13 protein-coding genes and 1 tRNA gene are annotated in these 16,252 nt (G+C 60.9%); 6 read left to right on the plus strand and 8 right to left on the minus strand.

The annotated features are described in order from the left end of the window. The first annotated feature begins 140 nt into the window (after positions 1-140). Complete coding sequence (gene asnB, locus EOC94_RS02845) at positions 141-2,045, plus strand: asparagine synthase (glutamine-hydrolyzing) (protein ID WP_127288598.1); 1,905 nt, start codon at positions 141-143, stop codon at positions 2,043-2,045. Between the two features lie 100 nt (positions 2,046-2,145). Here the strand turns inward: asnB and EOC94_RS02850 are convergent, their stop codons facing one another. Continuing rightward, positions 2,146-3,687 carry an acetolactate synthase large subunit gene (locus EOC94_RS02850; protein WP_127288512.1) on the minus strand — a complete coding sequence of 514 codons (1,542 nt, stop codon included), beginning with the start codon at positions 3,685-3,687 and terminating at the stop codon, positions 2,146-2,148. A gap of 930 nt (positions 3,688-4,617) precedes the next feature. On the opposite strand from EOC94_RS02850, the gene EOC94_RS02855 reads away from it, so the two are divergent. Further along, positions 4,618-5,250, plus strand: coding sequence for a tyrosine-type recombinase/integrase (locus EOC94_RS02855; RefSeq protein WP_127288513.1), 633 nt, complete (start codon positions 4,618-4,620; stop codon positions 5,248-5,250). Between the two features lie 294 nt (positions 5,251-5,544). On the opposite strand, the gene EOC94_RS02860 is transcribed toward EOC94_RS02855, so the two are convergent. The 6 genes from EOC94_RS02860 to EOC94_RS02885 all read right to left on the minus strand — a co-directional run bounded on the left by EOC94_RS02860 (position 5,545) and on the right by EOC94_RS02885 (position 12,358). Beyond that, on the minus strand, positions 5,545-7,197 hold the full coding sequence (locus EOC94_RS02860; protein WP_095488654.1) for an ABC transporter ATP-binding protein: 1,653 nt from the start codon (positions 7,195-7,197) through the stop codon (positions 5,545-5,547). Continuing rightward, a complete protein-coding gene (locus EOC94_RS02865) occupies positions 7,187-8,071 on the minus strand; it encodes an ABC transporter permease (protein ID WP_095488653.1) in 885 nt (294 codons plus the stop codon). Before EOC94_RS02865 ends, EOC94_RS02860 begins: the two co-directional genes overlap by 11 nt. Continuing rightward, entirely contained in the window at positions 8,068-9,114 is a 1,047-nt protein-coding gene (locus EOC94_RS02870; RefSeq protein ID WP_127288514.1) for an ABC transporter permease, read from the minus strand. Before EOC94_RS02870 ends, EOC94_RS02865 begins: the two co-directional genes overlap by 4 nt. A gap of 73 nt (positions 9,115-9,187) precedes the next feature. Further along, complete coding sequence (locus EOC94_RS02875) at positions 9,188-10,795, minus strand: ABC transporter substrate-binding protein (protein ID WP_245330031.1); 1,608 nt, start codon at positions 10,793-10,795, stop codon at positions 9,188-9,190. A 114-nt stretch (positions 10,796-10,909) separates the two neighbouring features. Continuing rightward, positions 10,910-11,263, minus strand: a complete 354-nt coding sequence (locus EOC94_RS02880) for a Rieske (2Fe-2S) protein (RefSeq protein ID WP_023797723.1) — start codon at positions 11,261-11,263, stop codon at positions 10,910-10,912. Between the two features lie 12 nt (positions 11,264-11,275). Further along, positions 11,276-12,358, minus strand: coding sequence for an amidohydrolase family protein (locus EOC94_RS02885; protein ID WP_127288515.1), 1,083 nt, complete (start codon positions 12,356-12,358; stop codon positions 11,276-11,278). Positions 12,359-12,491: 133 nt separating this feature from the next. On the opposite strand from EOC94_RS02885, the gene EOC94_RS02890 reads away from it, so the two are divergent. The 3 genes from EOC94_RS02890 to EOC94_RS02900 all read left to right on the plus strand — a co-directional run bounded on the left by EOC94_RS02890 (position 12,492) and on the right by EOC94_RS02900 (position 15,183). Next, the gene (locus tag EOC94_RS02890) at positions 12,492-13,349 is read left to right on the plus strand and encodes a LysR family transcriptional regulator (RefSeq protein WP_127288516.1); all 858 of its coding nucleotides are present in this window, start codon (positions 12,492-12,494) and stop codon (positions 13,347-13,349) included. A 135-nt stretch (positions 13,350-13,484) separates the two neighbouring features. Next, positions 13,485-14,522 carry a hybrid-cluster NAD(P)-dependent oxidoreductase gene (locus EOC94_RS02895; RefSeq protein ID WP_281032959.1) on the plus strand — a complete coding sequence of 346 codons (1,038 nt, stop codon included), beginning with the start codon at positions 13,485-13,487 and terminating at the stop codon, positions 14,520-14,522. A gap of 31 nt (positions 14,523-14,553) precedes the next feature. After that, positions 14,554-15,183 carry a hypothetical protein gene (locus EOC94_RS02900; protein WP_245465473.1) on the plus strand — a complete coding sequence of 210 codons (630 nt, stop codon included), beginning with the start codon at positions 14,554-14,556 and terminating at the stop codon, positions 15,181-15,183. 270 nt (positions 15,184-15,453) lie between these two features. Here EOC94_RS02900 and EOC94_RS02905 read toward each other — a convergent pair. Next, positions 15,454-15,530: transfer RNA gene (locus tag EOC94_RS02905), tRNA-Arg, on the minus strand. A gap of 149 nt (positions 15,531-15,679) precedes the next feature. On the opposite strand from EOC94_RS02905, the gene EOC94_RS02910 reads away from it, so the two are divergent. Then, the gene (locus EOC94_RS02910) at positions 15,680-15,979 is read left to right on the plus strand and encodes a DUF768 domain-containing protein (protein WP_095485916.1); all 300 of its coding nucleotides are present in this window, start codon (positions 15,680-15,682) and stop codon (positions 15,977-15,979) included. Positions 15,980-16,252 lie beyond the last annotated feature (273 nt).

Here is a 16,252-nt window from a genome sequence, read left to right on the forward strand (position 1 = left end):
GCGGCCATACGAATCAAGATGACGGTGCAGGCCGAAAGTGAGGGCGTGATGATCTTCGCCGTTTGCGCCAGAACTTTTTTTCAAAGGCGATTCCCCTGCAGTATGGACAGCATCAGCATCCGGTGCGATCCTCAGCGGCTATGTGCGGGATTTTCGCGTTGCAGTCCGAGCAGGGGGTCTCACGCGAGTCGCTCGTCAATGGCGTCCGGGCGTTGCGCCATCGAGGACCCGATGGTTCTGGAACCTGGATAGCTCCGCACGGCCGGGTAGGGCTTGGGCACGCGCGCCTGAGCATCATGGATCCCCTTGGCGGTGCCCAGCCGCTCTCCAGTGATGACGATCTGGTGCATGCAGTCGTAGCAGGCGAATTCTACGACTACGAGCGGCTGCGGCGTCAAATGATCGAGCTTGGGTACCGTCTGCGGAGCCGATCTGACAGCGAACTTCTCGTCCATCTCTACAAGGAGCGCGGAGTCGACTGCCTCGCGGAGTTGAGAGGTGAGTTTACCTTCGTGCTGTGGGACGAGCGCACCGGGGTACTCTTCGCCGCGCGCGACCGGTTCGGTGTCAAACCCCTCTACTACGCGCGCAGTGCCGACACGCTGTTCCTCGGCTCCGAGTGCAAGGCCCTTTTCGCGGCGGGCATAGTGGCTAGGTGGGACGGGGATAGCGTCTTCCAGGAACTCAACGGCGTGCTCACCGCCGACCGGTCGCTATTCACCGGGGTCGCTCAGTTGCCGCCAGGCCACTACCTGTTGTCCGACGGCGAGCGCGTCAAGGTTATCCAGTACTGGGACCTGCACTATCCCCGGCTGAACGAAGGTCTACCCTCGCGTCCGGACGAGGAATGGGTCGAGCTCATGAGAGCCGAACTGCGTGAAGCCGTCGAGCTGCGACTGCGCGCCGACGTGCCCGTTGCCTGTTACCTCAGCGGCGGCGTCGACTCCGGTGCCATCCTCGGCATGGCGTCGTCGCTATCCGCCAACCCGATCGACGCCTTTACGATTGGGTTCGACGCCGGACCGCTCGACGAGAGCGCCGTCGCAGTCGAGATGGCAGCGCATGCGGGAGCCAGGCTCAACACCATGCACGTGACTGAGACTGATCTGGCCCAGCACTGGGAGGACACGATCGTCCAGTGCGAGGTGCCGGCCTTTAACGCGAACTGCGCGGCCAAGTACCTCCTGAGCCGGCACGTGCGGGACGCCGGTCATAAGGTCGTGCTGACCGGCGAGGGCGCCGACGAGATGCTCGGGGGCTACGCGGTCTTCCGGAGCGACTTGCTGGCGAATGACGAGGCGGTGTCACCCGCAGTGCGACGCCAGCGGTTGGCCGCCCTGCGTGAGCAGAACCGCCACTTCGGATGGGAAGGACGTGCCCCGGCCGGGCCGATGGCCTCTGTCGACGGCGTTCGGCGCAAGCTCGGTTTCGTGCCGGAGTTCATCGAGCAGTTCGCAGTCCGGGCAGCCATCATCCGGAGCCTGCTCGATCCCGACTACCGATCGTCGTTCGACGACCGCGACCCGTACGAGGTGCTCCTGGGCGGAGTGGACGTCGCCGGTGGGATGGAGGGGCGCTCGGCGTTGCACCAGTCAATGTACCTGTGGACCAAGACGGTACTGCCCAACCGACAGCTTACTTACCTCGGAGACCGGGTTGAAATGGCGCACTCCGTCGAGGCGCGCACGCCGTTCCTGGATCACAAGCTCGCCGAAGCTGTGGCTCGGATGCCGGTGGCAATGAAGATCAACGGGATGACGGAAAAACACGTGCTGCGCGAGGCCGCCCGGCCGTACCTGCCCGCTGCTGTGTATGGCCGCCGGAAGCACCCGTTCCTCGCCCCGGCTGAGGCCGGTGGCGCGCTGTTCCGACTCGCGGAGGAGCGCTTGACTGATCCGACGTTCGCGTCCATGCCGTTCTACGACACCTCGGCAATGCACGCCTTGCTAAACCGGGCCCGACAGTCTCCCGGCGACGTCTGGCTGCTCCCGGTGCTCCTCCTGATTTCAAGCACGGCTGTGCTACACCGGCGCTACTGCCTGTGACAGGAGATGGCTTCGGTTACCGCTCTCCGCCGCCCACAAACACGAGGTCGTTTTCCCGTTTCGTCGACAGCTCTGCAGGCAGGGCCGTCGCTTAGGGCGGTCAGACGACGAGTTCGATTAGAAATGGGCCAGCACGACCGAAGCTACCGCGCATGAGATTGCAGAGCGTGTCGAGGTCGGTCGCGATTGCAGCCTCGACGCCCATGCCGTTGGCAAGCTTGATCCAATCGAGGTTGGGGTTGCCGAGGTCGAGCAGGTCCGCGGCCGTCCGGCCCGGGTTCGCCCCGACATTCGCATACTCGCCGATGAGAATGGAATACTTGCGGTTCGAAATGATGACGGTCGTGCATGGCAATCCTTCGCGGGCCTGTGTCCAGAGCGACTGCAGCGAATACATTGCAGAGCCGTCGGCCTGCAGGCTGATGACCCTGCGCTGCCCGTTGGCGCCAATGGCCGCGCCCGTGGCGACGGGGAGCCCGTCGCCGATGGCACCTCCAACCATGTGCAACCAATCATGCGGTGGAGCCGCGTACGTATGCGGGTAGAAGACACGACCGTAGGAAATGCTCTCATCGGAGACAATGGCGTTCTCGGGCATGAGCGCCGCCACCGCCTGTGCAAGTCCTTCCGGACTCACCCTGCCCGTCGGTGCGTCGGGGCGAGGACCGGGGTCGGGAATGTCAACCGGAGGAGCGCCGACTGCCTCCGTCAGCATAGCCAGCGCCGCCGTAGCGTCCTGGTCCGGGCGAGAGAGAACGATGAACTGCGTGTCTGGAGCGTACTGGGTGGAGGGCTTGCCCGGGTAGGCGAAGAAGCCGACAGGAGGCTTGGCGCCGACGAGGATGATAGTCTTGAACGGCGCAAGCGTCTGCCGGGCTGTGTCCGTGTTGTAGGGAACACGAGCGAGTTGGATGCGGCCCCGGCCACGTAACAGATGCGAGGTGCCGTAGTCGGCCATGATCTGGGCTCCGGTGGCTTGGGCGACACGCCACCCGTAAGCTTGGGCCGGCGCGAGCACGCCGTGTCCGGCCAAGAGGATGAGCACGGGCTTGTCGGCTCGCAGCGCTCGGGCCGACTGCTCGACAGCGAAGGGATCAATCGCGGCAGGCCCCGGTATCGGCGGCAGCTCCGCCTCCACGCCGCCTTCGTCCCAACTCGCATCCGAGGGCAGTATGAGTGTCGCGATCTGGCCAGGCAGGGTACGTGCCGCCTGGATCGCATGTGCCGCGTCCTGCCCGACATCCTGGGCGTGCCTGGAGGTGCGCAACCAGGCCGAGACGCTGCGTGCTATGCCGTCCGTGTCCGCCGTCAGCGGGGCGTCCAGAGGTCGATGATAGGTCGCCTGATCACCCACGATGTTGACGATGCCGGACCGTGCACGGCGGGCGTTGTGGAGGTTTCCCAGGCCATTGGCGAGACCAGGCCCGCAATGGAGCAGCGTTGCCGCCGGCTTGCGCGCGATGCGGAAATAGCCGTCCGCCATTCCGGTGACGACGTTTTCCTGGAGGCCCAGGATGCAACGGATGCCGGGGATCCGGTCCAACGCAGCCACAAAGTGCATTTCGCTCGTGCCCGGATTGGCGAAGCAGGTGTCGACCCCACCATTCAAAAGCGTTCGGACCAGGCTTTCCGCTCCGTTCATCACGCTCCTCCTGCTGGGTAACCACGTTGCATCGCGGGCGGTAGCGCGAGTGATGTCATGAGGTCCATGCTTCACAATGCGCCAGCTATCAGCCAATCATTGTCTAGGCTTCTCCGTCAAGAAGCTTCTTAAGGGGCAGGAAATAGTTTTTCTACTTCCCATTGCCCGCCATGCCGTCAGCGACCATTGCAGATAAGGTGGGGCCGGACCGGCACAGTTACAATCCAAACCCCCGGTGCTTGCAAGTCGTCATATCTCTTGACGCAAAAGTCCGGTCCGGAGCTTGATGGCGCCAGCGGCCGGACAGCTCAGCCCGACCTCCGCGATGGCCGATGCCGATCTTATCGCCTCCGCGCCGCGTTCGGTGTCGAACTGAAACTTCGTTGCGATCATCGTTGGTCAGATCGCCGAACAGCTCGCCGTTGCATTCTTTAATGGTGCCGCACGACGCCCAACCTGCAGCTGGCTCCACCGGACACGGCAAACGTCGATGCGCCATCACGCGGGGAAAGCGGCCAGTCGATCGTGAGAAGCAGCTCTTTGAACATCTTCTGATTGTGAAGATCGATGAAGAATGGCCCCTCGAGTCATTTATGAGTTCGACTGGCAGACATTCTGCGCATGTCGCAGCTGGGACAGTCGTGCGAATGCTTGGTAACTCGGGATTGCTGCTAAGACTCTAGCTCGCGCTATGTCATACCGCCCGGCGAAAGGCGCCGCCGGCTACGCTCCGTGACCCTGCGACAACAGCTTTTGGGAGTGGTCACCTAGGGCCGCCTGACCGGGTCGGCCCAACGGGCAAGCTAGAGTGCCACCAAGGGCAGCTTGACTATTGTGGTGGCCAAACCAGACGGACGGCTGGCGGCCCCCAAGCTGTTATGCTGGCGACCCTGTTTCTATTTCGGCCAATCAAGGCCGAGGAGAACTCACATGGGTCACTCTGAATACGACGACGCTAGCCGGCAGCGCGCAGCTTGGAACGCTGGCAAACAAGTGGGCACGAAACGCCCGCTTACACAGAAGCAAATCTGGGCCGTCCGCTTCTTCCTCGATCGCGAAGGACGCATCCGAGACCGTGCACTGTTCGATCTGGCGATCGACAGCAAGCTTCGGGGCTGCGACCTGGTAAAGATCAAGATCCGTGATGTCGTGGCCGGCCCGGAGATTAGGAAGCGTGCTATCGTCGTCCAGCAGAAGACCGGGCGGCCGGTACAGTTCGAAATCACCAGCGACGTACGAGCAAGCCTGCTGGCCTGGCTCGAGCGGCGCGGCGGCACGGTCGAGGACTACGCTTTCCCGAGCCGAGTCGATCACGCACACCACATGAGCACAAGGCAGTACGCCCGCCTAGTGGACGAATGGGTGAGGGCTATTGGGTTGCGACCAGAGGAGTATGGTACACACTCACTCCGGCGCACGAAGGCGTCAATGATATACAAGGCGACGGGCAATATCCGAGCCATCCAGATATTGCTCGGTCACTCCAAAATTGAGAATACTGTCCGATATCTTGGTGTCGACGTGGAGGACGCTTTGCTCTTGGCCGAGCGAACCGAAATCTGACATTCGGCGGCCATCGGCCGCAGCGCGGATGGCCGCTTTATCACGCGGGGTTAGTTTGCTCACCTGTCGGCTTTGGGGTGGGAAGCTGAATGGCAAGTTTTGAGCGACAACACCCGGAAAGCGGCCATGCTTCTGGGCAACGAGCGCCGACGGGAACGCGCCCCATATCGGCCGTTGAGGTGACCGTTGCTACTGCCTGAAAGCAGACATTGTTGCGACCATTCTGGACGTCGCGGTTGCGGCATAACCGACGTTCGCGCGAGAAATGGAGCCAAGCGGTCAATACGTTGGGATTCAGTTCGCCGCGCCGACCCGCTTGCGCTCCCGGGTTTCCAGCAGCTTCGTCAGCCAGTCTGGATCCATCTCCGGCACGGAGGAGAGAAGCAGTTCGGTATACGGAGCATGCGGCGGCGTCAGGATTTCGGTCTTGAGCCCCTGCTCGACGACTTTGCCTTGATGCATGACGACAATTTCGTCGGCGATTGCCCTCACCGTCGCGATGTCGTGCGTGATGAAAATGTAGCTGACTCCGAATTCTTGTTGCAGCCGCATAAGAAGCTTCAGGATCTCTTCCTGTACGATCTGGTCGAGGGCTGAGGTCACCTCGTCGCAGATGATGAGCTCCGGATTAGCAGCCAGCGCCCGGGCAATGCAGATGCGCTGCTTCTGACCGCCCGAGAGTTCGCTCGGCAGACGATCGAGGAAGCTTTCGTCCATCTCGATCATGTGCATGAGTTCGCCAACCCGGCGGTCGCACGCCCCCCCTTTGAGGCCGAGATAGAACTCGAGTGGCCGGGAGATGACTTCCTCGACGGTCTGACGCGGATTGAGCGCGTTGTCAGGCATCTGGTAGATCATCTGAATGCGGCGCAGAATGTCTTTGGGCCTCTCTTTCAGTGTTCTTGGCAGACGATGCCCCGCAAATGAGATCGAGCCCGAGACCGGCGGCAGCAGGCCGGTGATGACGCGGGCGAGCGTTGATTTACCGGAACCAGATTCACCAACGACCGCTACCGTCCGTCCGCGCGGCACCTTGATCGATACATCCTGCAGAACCTTGACTTTCCCTGCGTAGGCGGCGGTGATGTTATCGATCGTGAGCAGATGGTCCGCGGCCGGCACTTCGGGTTTGGCTAGCTTTCGCACCGCCCAGAGCGTCCTCGTATAGTCTTCGGCCGGCGCGGCAAGCATCTGGCGTGTTTCGGCCTCCTCCACAGTACGGCCATGGCGCAGAACCATGATCCGGTCCGCCATCTGCGCAACCACGGCCAGATCATGCGTGACGTAGATCGCGGCAGTGTTGAATTCTTCGACAATCTGGCGGATCGAGGCGAGGACCTCGACCTGTGTGGTCACATCGAGCGCCGTCGTCGGCTCGTCGAAGATGATCAGGTCGGGCCGGCAGGCCATAGCCATCGCCGTCATAGCCCGCTGCAACTGTCCTCCGGAGACCTGGTGAGGATAGCGGAAGCCGATGGTCTCCGGATCCGGCAGGTGAAGACGCCGGTAAAGTTTGATGGCATCCCGATTCGCTGCCTCGCGACTGGCGATCCCGTGCGCCACGACCGTTTCGACGGTCTGATCGAGGAGCCGATGGGCCGGGTTGAAGGAAGCGGCCGCGCTTTGCGCGACATAGGCGATGCGCGAGCCTCGGAGCCGCCGCCGTGCGGTTTCCGTCATGGCGAGGAGGTCGACCCCGTCGAACAGGATGGATCCTTGCGTGATCCGGCAGCCTGGCTTGGCATATCCCATCGCGGCAAGCCCAATGGTGGACTTTCCGGCGCCGGACTCGCCAATGAGGCCGAGAACCTCACCGCGGTTTAGCGAGAGATCCACACCGCGAACGATCGGATGCCAGCGCTCGTCGGAAAACCCTTCGACGTGAAGGTTGCGAACGCTGAGGAGTTTCGTGCCCTTTTCGCGTTGGCCAGAATTCTTACTTTTCATCGCGCAACCCGCTTGTCGCATGCAAGAACCAGTCGACAACGAAATTCACCGAGACCGTGAGAAGGGCAATGGCGCCTGCCGGCAAGAGCGGAGTGATGTCGCCATAGGTGATGAGGGTAGCGTTTTCCCGCACCATCGAGCCCCAGTCGGCAGTCGGCGGCTGGATGCCGACGCCGAGAAAGGAGAGCGCGGCGATGGTGAGGAAAACGAAACAGAAGCGCAGGCCGAATTCCGCGATCAGCGGCGGCAGTACGTTGGGCAGGATCTCCTTGGTCAGAATCCATCTCGGCCCTTCGCCACGCAGTTGCGCGGCTTCGACATATTCCATGACGGCAACATTCAGCCCGACCGCGCGCGCCAGCCGGAATACGCGGGTCGAATCGAGCAGGGCGATGATGAGGATCAGGCTGGTGACCGACGAACCGAAGATGGATAGCAACATCAGCGCGAAGATGAGGCTCGGGATCGACATCAGCACATCTACCGCGCGCGACAGAATCTGGTCGAGCCACCCCCGGTACATCGCGGCCAGCAAACCGAGCGTGACGCCGACCGCGAAGGACAGAAGCGTAGTCGCGAAGGCGATGCCGATCGTATTGCGCGCGCCATAGATCAGCCGGGTGAGCACGTCGCGACCGAGTTGGTCGGTCCCGACGATGAACTCCTGGCTCCAAGGCGCGAAAGCCTCGGTGAAAACCTGCGTTTCTCCGTACGGCGCTATCCAGGGCGCTAACAGCGCGACGAAGACATAGCCAAGGATGACCACGATGCCGAACCAAGCGCTGAATGGAGCCTTTTTGAGTGCGGTTTTTATCCGGGAGGCGCGTGTGCGCCTCTGTCTCGGAACCGCCACGGCATGTTCGGTGCTGGTCATCGCGGATGCAAAAGCCTCGGATTGGTGGCGATGGAAATGATGTCGGCGGTCAGGTTGAGCAGGATGTAGGTTGCTGCGAAGATTAGGGCGCAGGCTTGCACGACCGGAACATCCCTGGACTTCACCGCATCGACCATCAATTGGCCGATGCCGGGATAGACGAACACCACCTCGACGACGACCACGCCTACGATGAGATAAGCGAGGTTGAACGCAATTACCGTGACGATAGGCGCCCAGGCATTGGGCAGGGCGTGTCTGAGAACGATTGCCATCGGCGACATTCCCTTGAGCCGCGCCATGTCGATATAGGGGCTTGCCAGCATGTTGATAATCGCAACGCGCGTCATACGCATCATATGGGCAACAATCACCAGCGTGAGGGTGATGGACGGCAACGCTGCGCGCCAGACGTGCTCCCAGAACGGCGTTCGGTCGCTGATGTTCGCCAGTGTCGGAAATTTGGGAACCAGGTTCAGGACCCAGTTGATCGAAGCCGCGAGCCACTCGGGCAGGGATTGTGCGAATTCGGTTCCAATGAACGTGTCGCGCGAGATGATGAGATAGGCCAGCATATAGGCGACGAAGAATTCGGGGAATGAAATCGTCGTCAGCGTCACCGTGTTCACCACACGGTCGAACCAGCTGTTGCGGTAGAGAGCGGCGAGAATGCCGAGTCCCAGCGCGAGTGGAACCGCTATAAGGGCAGTCATCACGGCGAGGAACATCGTGTTGTAGAGCCGGGGCGCAATGATCTCGGCGACCGTGCGCCGGTAGCCGGTGCGGCTTGCGAAGGAAGAGCCGAAATCCCCCTGCACGATTTGTCCGACCCAGGCGAAATAGCGCTCAACCGGCGGACGATCGATGCCGATCTCGCGCTGGAATGCGGCGACCGTCTCGGGCGTCGCGGATTGCCCAAGCATAGCCTTGGCGAAATCGCCCGGAAGCATGGCAATCGCCGAAAAGATGATGATGGAGACGATGAACAGCGTGATCAGGCCGAGGCCCAGGCGCTGCAGAACCGTCCTAACGACCGGATTCATGGGCGGTGCCTTCGAGCGTTTCCCCTGAAAAGAGCGAACCGCCCGCGCCGCGGGCGGCCTCGCCTGGCGAACGTCACGCGTTGGCTACCCACCAGCGCTCTGCCATCTTCAGTCCGTCATTCTCCCAGTTCGGCGCCAGCTCGCCGTGCGCCAGTTTCTTGGACTTGGCGCTTACAAAATTGTTGAAGACCAGGACGATGGCGCCGCCGTCATCATGCGTCAACTGCTGCATTTCGGCATACATCGCGGAGCGCTTGGCCTCGTCGGTCTCCGCGCGTGCCTGGATCAGCAGTTCGTTGAAGCGGGCATTTTTCCAGAACGTCTCGTTCCAGCTGGAATCCGCCGAGTAGGCCTGCGTGAACATCCAGTCGGCCGTTGCACGACCGCTCCAATAGGAGGCGCACCACGGTTTCTTGAGCCAGACATTGTCCCAATAGGCGTCCTCGGCCTCGCGCACCACATTGACATCGATGCCGCATTGGGCCGCCGTCTCGCGGATGAGGGCGGCCGCGTCCACGGCGCCGGCGAAGGCGGCGTCGGCGACGGAAAGGTCGACCTTGAGATTTTCCATTCCCGCTTTTTTCAGATGGAAGCGCGCCTTTTCCGGATCGAACTTGTGCTGCGGCTCCGGATTGATGGCGAACTTTATCGCCGGTGCGATCGGGTTGTCATTTCCGACAGTTGCATGGCCAAGGAAAATCTTCTGCGCGATTTCCTCGCGATCGATGGCCCATTTCAACGCCATGCGCACATCGGGGTTGTCGAATGGCGCAACCGTCACGTTCATAGGCAGCGTGTAGTGGCCGTAGCCGGTCACCTCGAGGATCTCGATATTCGGCTTGCGCTTCAGCATGCCGAGCGTTTTCAGGTCGGCGCGGCCGATATAATCAACCTCGCCGGTTGACAGCGCGGCCATACGCGCGGCGAGGTCCGTGATGGCGATAAACTCGACCTCGTCCAAATAGGGTTTGCCGTTCTTAAAGTAATTGGGGTTGCGCTTGAGCTTCGCCGAGACGCCTGGCTGGAAGTTCTCAAGCACGAAGGCGCCGGTCCGGACGCCCGATTCCCAGTCCGCCTTTCCGTCCTTGGCAGGCATGACGACAAGGTGATAGTCGCTCATGATGTAGGGAAAGTCTGCATTCCCGCTGTTTAGTGTGAAAACGATCGTTTCCGGGCCGTCTGCCTTGATGTTGGTCACCGATTCGAGCAGCGACTTCGCCGCCGATTTGGTGTCGGCCCCCATATGATATTGCATAGAGGCGACCACGTCGTCCGCCGTGATCGTCTTGCCGTTGTGGAAGGTCGCACCTTTGCGCAGCTTGAAGACCCATGTTGTCGCGTCGTCCGAGGTCTCGAAGGTCTCGGCAAGGTCCGGCTGGATGCTGCCTTTCGCGTCGACCTCGGTCAGGCTGTTGGACATAGCACCCGAAAAGGCGGTTTGCGTGAACGTATCGGGATAGCCGGCCGGATCGATCGAATCCGTCGTCGCGCCATGCGCCATGCCGAGCTTGGCGAAGCCGCCCTGCTTCGGTGCGGCCCGCGCCACGCTCACGAAGAGCATATCGGCGGCGGCGACCGTCAGGCCTGCCGCCAGCCCTAGATGGATGAAATCACGGCGCGAAACCTTGCCGCGGCCGATCAGGTTTTGCGCTAAGCGCAGTTTATATTCAGATTCCGACACTGCTTCCTCCCATTGCGGATTTCCCGCATTCTTGTTGTTGGCATTTATCGAGCAGATCTGGTGGATTCAGCGGATTTGCCTCCTTTCGATTTTTCCGGCGGTTTGACGCAAATTTCACGCCGTTACATAGATTTCACCAGCTTCCACCGTGACCGGGAATGTTCGGGCACGCACGCCCGGGTCGACCAGAGCGGCACCGGTCTTTATGTCGAATTCCCACCCGTGCCAGGCGCAGCGCACGATTTCGTTCTCGCGGTGATAGATGAATTGCGCTTGGTCGACCGGTGCCGTGGTTCCGCATTGCGGTCCCTCGCAAAGCGGAGCGCCGCGGTGCGGACAAACGTTCAGCAAGGCATGGAATGAATCTCCGATGCGGAAAACCCCGACTGAAAGGCTGCGGATTTTGGCGATGTACGGAGTTCCGGTCTCGATTTCGTCGACGCGGCAAATGTATGTCTTCTCAGCCATGGTTTGCTCCCGTCACGCGGCATTCGCCGCTTGCGTGCGGGGAATGCGTTTATAGACCTCGAGCGCATTCAATCCCATGATCTTGCTTTTCCAGGCGGGCGGGATGTGCAGCGTGTTGGCATCGTCATAATCCCAATGCGGGTAGTCGGAGGCGAACATCAGCGCGTTCTCGCCGTCCATTGCTTCGAGAGTGGACCAGAGATGCTGAATGTTCGCGGGCTGCTCCAGTGGTTGCGTGGAGAAGCGAATATTGCGCCGGCAATACTCGGAGGGCAGCATCTTCAGCCACGGCGTTTCCTTGCGCAGAGCTTTGTAGTCTGCGTCCAGTCGCCACAATACCGACGGAACCCAAGCCACTCCGCACTCGATGAGCACGAAATATAGATCCGGCCATTTCTCGAAAACGCCATGCGCGATCATGCTTGCAACATGCGACAAGGCCGACATGTGAAGAATTGCGTGCGTCTCCCAGAAAAAGGTCGTCGGAGCCGGCGCGACCGCGTTCCAGTTTATGCCGCCATGACCGCCCAGATGAATTGCAAATGGCAGCCCGACTTCGGCGCAGGCCTCGAAAATGGGGTGGTAAAAGGGATCGCCGTACGGTTTGACCGAGCCTTGGGAGGCTAGAACCTGGACCATACGGGGGTGGTTGCCGAGGCGGCGAATCTCGGCTGCTGCGAGCTTCGGATCCTGCGGCGCGACGATGATCGAACCCATGAAGCGGCTGTCTTTGGGAAGCCACTCGGCGATTTGGTAGTCGTTATAGGCGCTGACCAGCGCGCTAGCGTAATATGGGTTTGCTAGCGTGGAAGCCTCTATCGGCTCGTCGCCGGTGAGGATGGCGGCCCCGATATTATATTTGTCGAGGTGCTTTTCCTTCATGATGAGATAATTGTCGGCTTCGGTCTCGGGCCTGACATCCTTGCGGGAAAAGTCCTGCGGGTGAAACCAGGGACGGTGCCCGTGCGGGAAGGCGCCTCTCGGACCAGTTTTTTCGCCTTCCATGAACATGTCTTTCCAGACGCCGGAAAGATAGGGCTCGAGCACCGTCGCGCTCGACCAGTAATTGTGACAATCGCAATCGACTATGAACACCCTATCCAACTCCCTGGCGTGGTAGGCCGGCTAACCTTGCCGGCTTCTTCAACGGCAGCTTCCGCCTTGGGCATTATTTGATCAAGCTTGTGATTTGGGCTAATACGATCGGGTTTTTCGATTGGGAGGCGACATGCAGCTGGATCACATCGAGACCTTTCTCGACATCATGGAGTCGCGAAATTTTAACCGCACTGCGGATCGTTTGGGCGTAACGCAGTCAACAGTGAGCACCCGCATCAAGAACCTGGAGCAGGCCATCGGTTCGGAGCTCTTCCTGCGAGGACGAGCCGGCGCCGAGCCGACTGCGGCGGGGCGGCGTTTTGAAGCTTATGCGCGCGCCATGCTGTCGACATGGTCTCAGGCCCGCCATGACGTGCGGGCATTTAACCGGTTCGAAGGCACCTTGCGCGTCGCTGCCCAGGTCGGGATGACGCGCTCGATATTGCCAGGTTGGGTGGAGACGTTGTTCCAAGTGCTGCCGAAATCGTCAATTCACGTAGAATCCGACTATTCGCCGCAGATGATTTCCGATTTGAGCTTGGGAAACCTCGATATTGCTGTGGTCTACGCGCCCAGATACCTCCCTGAAATCGCCTACGATCCTCTGATGGTCGAAGAATATGTGATGGTGTCTACTGCGGCCAGTATCCTGTCGGAGGTCAATCCGGACACGTACATCCGGCCAGGCTACACGGTCGCGCTTGAAAAAGCCCACGCCGAGGCGCTGCCGCAATTGGCGATAGGCCGTCTTTCGATGGGCTCGGAAACGCTCGCCGAAGCGATGCTGCGGCGCATGGGTGGCACTTGCTATATGCGCAGTGACGACGCTCGGCGGTATACCGCCGAGCGGCCATCTTTTGTGGTAGAGGGTGCGCCCACGCTTCAGCAGCCGGTTCACACCGCTATTTTGGCGCGCCGCAAGCATGAGCCGATCATCCGCAGAGGGATTCGCGCGCTCCATCTGGCTGTTATGTCCATGGAAAGTTAGATCGAAATACCCGATTGTAAAGCCGACATCTGCCACTTTTTTGAAAGTATCCCGGCTGCCATTCTGGCCGAGGCAAACCAGAGTCAAATGATGAACGCGCACATTCCCTTTTCAACTGCCGATTTCGCTCTGGCGATGCGTCAACGGCAATGGGCGGAGAGCGCAAGACAGTTCGTCCGCTGCCGGCGCGTCATCGACGAGACGCACGATGTCCGCACATTCGTCTTTTCCACCGCTTCGGGCCACATGTTCAGCTTCAGTGCAGGCCAATATCTGATACTGCACCTGACGATCGACGGCGCCACGGTAACGAGATCCTACTCGGTTTCCTCGCCGCCGACCCGACCGCTCGACCTGCAGATCACGGTGAAGCGGGTGAAGGGCGGGCTTGTTTCCAACTGGCTTCACGACAATCTCCGGCCGGGCCACGACATTGAAATCGAAGGGCCGGTCGGACGTTTCAACTTCGACGATCTACCATGCGAGAAGCCGCTTTTCCTTTCCGGCGGCAGCGGCATCACTCCCGTTATGTCGATGCTGCGGGCGCTAACCGACCGGGCATCTGGCCATGACATCCGTTTCATTCACTGCGCTCGGACGGCGGACGACATCGCCTTCCGCGCCGAGTTGGAGGCGCTCGCCGCGCGATTCTCCAATGTCAAAGTAAGCTTCATCTGCAGCCAGGAAGGTTCGGTGTGGCAGGGCCCTAAGGGTCGCATCGACGGCCCCATGCTCTTGCGGCTGGCTCCGGACCTTCACCAGCGCACGTCTTACGTTTGCGGCCCCGAGCCGTTTATGCAGACGGTTCGGACCTGTGTCGCGGAGATCGGCATCGCACCCTCGCAGTACCACGAGGAAAGCTTCGGCGGCGCCGTGGGTAATTCCATGCCTCTGCAATCGGCTGTCGCTGGCGTTAAGCGCGTCCGCTTCGCCCGGTCCGGCGCAGAGCATCTTTGTGCGCCCGAAGAGACCCTGCTCGATGCGGCGCGCAATTGCGGGCTCCACATTCCCACCGCATGCCAGCAGGGTATTTGCGGAACTTGCCGGACGGTCAAGCTTTCGGGTGAAGTCGCGATGGACGACCTTGGAGGGCTCAGCCTTGAAGAGAAGGCGGCCGGTTATGTGTTGGCCTGCTGCAGCCGGCCGCAAGGCACTGTTTGCCTCGATCTCTGAATCTCATTGCGAATCCTGATGGAAAGCCCGGGTGCTCGCGCACGAGCCGGTTGTGCCTTGCCTCGCGCCAGGCCTGTCCAGCGGCGGGCGGTCCAGCAGCTCAGGCCACGGCATCGCCGACACACGGAACCGAGGTTCGGTTCGGCAATTAAAGGAGGGCGAACTGGTTTTGCGGAGGTTTGAGGTGAACGGGTTTTTGAATGTGGGGCTTTCGACGGCCGTGACGGGCACGGTCGTAAGCTTTGTGACGGCGGCGGTTCTAGCCCTTCTGGCCAAAGCCGAAGGCAAATCCGCACTGCAGCCGACCAACGCCACCAGCCACTGGCTGCACGGCGATAAGGCCGGTGCGGTCAGGAAAGCCGACCTCGCACACACTGCGGTGGGCTTCGGCACCCACCATGCCTCGGCCATGTTCTGGGCCGCTCCGTTCGAGGCTTGGCTCGCCCGAAACCCTCAGCGGTCGCCGCTGCTGATGCTGCGCGATGCCTCGGCAGTGGCCTTGATTGCAGCCGTCGTGGATTATCTCGTCGTACCGAAGCGGCTCACCCCAGGCTGGGAGACCGTGCTTTCGAAGCGCTCGATCGCCGCCACGTATGTCGCGCTTGCTCTGGGCTTGGCTGCCGGCGGACTGATCGCGCAGGCGATGCGGAAGACGGATTGATCGGATTCCAAGACTGGCGAGAGACCGCCGATGGTATTCCGCTTTTGCGGTCATCCCACAACTCGCTCCGGATTGACCGCTTCCGGCCAATTCCTGACTTTCAGTAGGCCAATTTCCGACGCTTGGCCGACGCTTCGCAACGGATTGCGCCGCTTCGTTCTTGTAACATGTGTGCCCAGAGTCTGTAGGTCTACGAAATTCTCCGTACTAATTGCCGTGGTTAGGTCGCAAAAAAGTACGGCACTTTCCAACCTAAGTCTCTGGAATCGTTGGTGATCCCGACAGGAATCGAACCTGTGACCTACAGATTAGGAATCTGCCGCTCTATCCTACTGAGCTACGGGACCACGCGGCCCGACACATAACCGCTTCGGACCGTTTCGCCAAGAGGCGGGCTCGATGCAATCGGCCGGTTGCGAGTGGACCGCAAAGATAACCTGGGGATGGCGGAACTTCGGACCACCGCTGCGATTTAGTGTGCCGAAGGAGATACCGCATGAGCGCCACAAAAGAGTTCTTTGAAACCTGGCTCCGGGAGAACGTCGGCGATCTGCCCGCCGAGAGCGAAGTGAGCGTGGCCGTCCTGGTGCAGCAATTCGAGCAAGATGCCGACGCGGCCGGCTATGGTCACGAGGTACGCGAAGACGAGATCGGCGACATCGAAGAGGCCATTGAGAAAGCCCTGCACAAGGCCCGGACAGGCGAACAGCCGCAGGCTACAGACCCGGTCGAAGAGAGTGATCTGGCGCCCGTCATGGAAGCGCTGAAGGTCGACGACTCGAAGAGCGGCCCGTAGCGATCCAGGCAACATCGGTTGGTAGCCGACGGATGGCCAGCGGTTGCGGCTCTCCCCTTCCACGCTACATAACCCGGTATGATAGATGCCAAACACATCACACTCGGCATTGTGATCGGCGTGGCAATCGGCGTCGCGTTGGACAACATCATTGCGGGTATCGGGATCGGCATTGCGCTAGGCATTGCCTTCGGTCTTGCGCGGAAGCCGTCCGGTCGGAAGTGACGATCGGAGCATCGTCACGTCCTGAACTCGATGGCCTTGTCGCCATCT

Origin of the sequence: Mesorhizobium sp. M6A.T.Ce.TU.016.01.1.1, assembly GCF_003997065.1 — a bacterium.
GTDB lineage: Bacteria > Pseudomonadota > Alphaproteobacteria > Rhizobiales > Rhizobiaceae > Mesorhizobium > Mesorhizobium mediterraneum.

What these genes read in the sequence shown, in the direction of transcription:
- asnB (WP_127288598.1), top strand. Translation starts at nt 141, where the DNA reads ATGTGCGGGATTTTCGCGTTGCAGTCCGAGCAGGGGGTCTCACGCGAG.
- EOC94_RS02850 (WP_127288512.1), bottom strand. Translation starts at nt 3,687, where the DNA reads ATGAACGGAGCGGAAAGCCTGGTCCGAACGCTTTTGAATGGTGGGGTC.
- EOC94_RS02855 (WP_127288513.1), top strand. Translation starts at nt 4,618, where the DNA reads ATGGGTCACTCTGAATACGACGACGCTAGCCGGCAGCGCGCAGCTTGG.
- EOC94_RS02860 (WP_095488654.1), bottom strand. Translation starts at nt 7,197, where the DNA reads ATGAAAAGTAAGAATTCTGGCCAACGCGAAAAGGGCACGAAACTCCTC.
- EOC94_RS02865 (WP_095488653.1), bottom strand. Translation starts at nt 8,071, where the DNA reads ATGACCAGCACCGAACATGCCGTGGCGGTTCCGAGACAGAGGCGCACA.
- EOC94_RS02870 (WP_127288514.1), bottom strand. Translation starts at nt 9,114, where the DNA reads ATGAATCCGGTCGTTAGGACGGTTCTGCAGCGCCTGGGCCTCGGCCTG.
- EOC94_RS02880 (WP_023797723.1), bottom strand. Translation starts at nt 11,263, where the DNA reads ATGGCTGAGAAGACATACATTTGCCGCGTCGACGAAATCGAGACCGGA.
- EOC94_RS02890 (WP_127288516.1), top strand. Translation starts at nt 12,492, where the DNA reads ATGCAGCTGGATCACATCGAGACCTTTCTCGACATCATGGAGTCGCGA.
- EOC94_RS02895 (WP_281032959.1), top strand. Translation starts at nt 13,485, where the DNA reads ATGCGTCAACGGCAATGGGCGGAGAGCGCAAGACAGTTCGTCCGCTGC.
- EOC94_RS02910 (WP_095485916.1), top strand. Translation starts at nt 15,680, where the DNA reads ATGAGCGCCACAAAAGAGTTCTTTGAAACCTGGCTCCGGGAGAACGTC.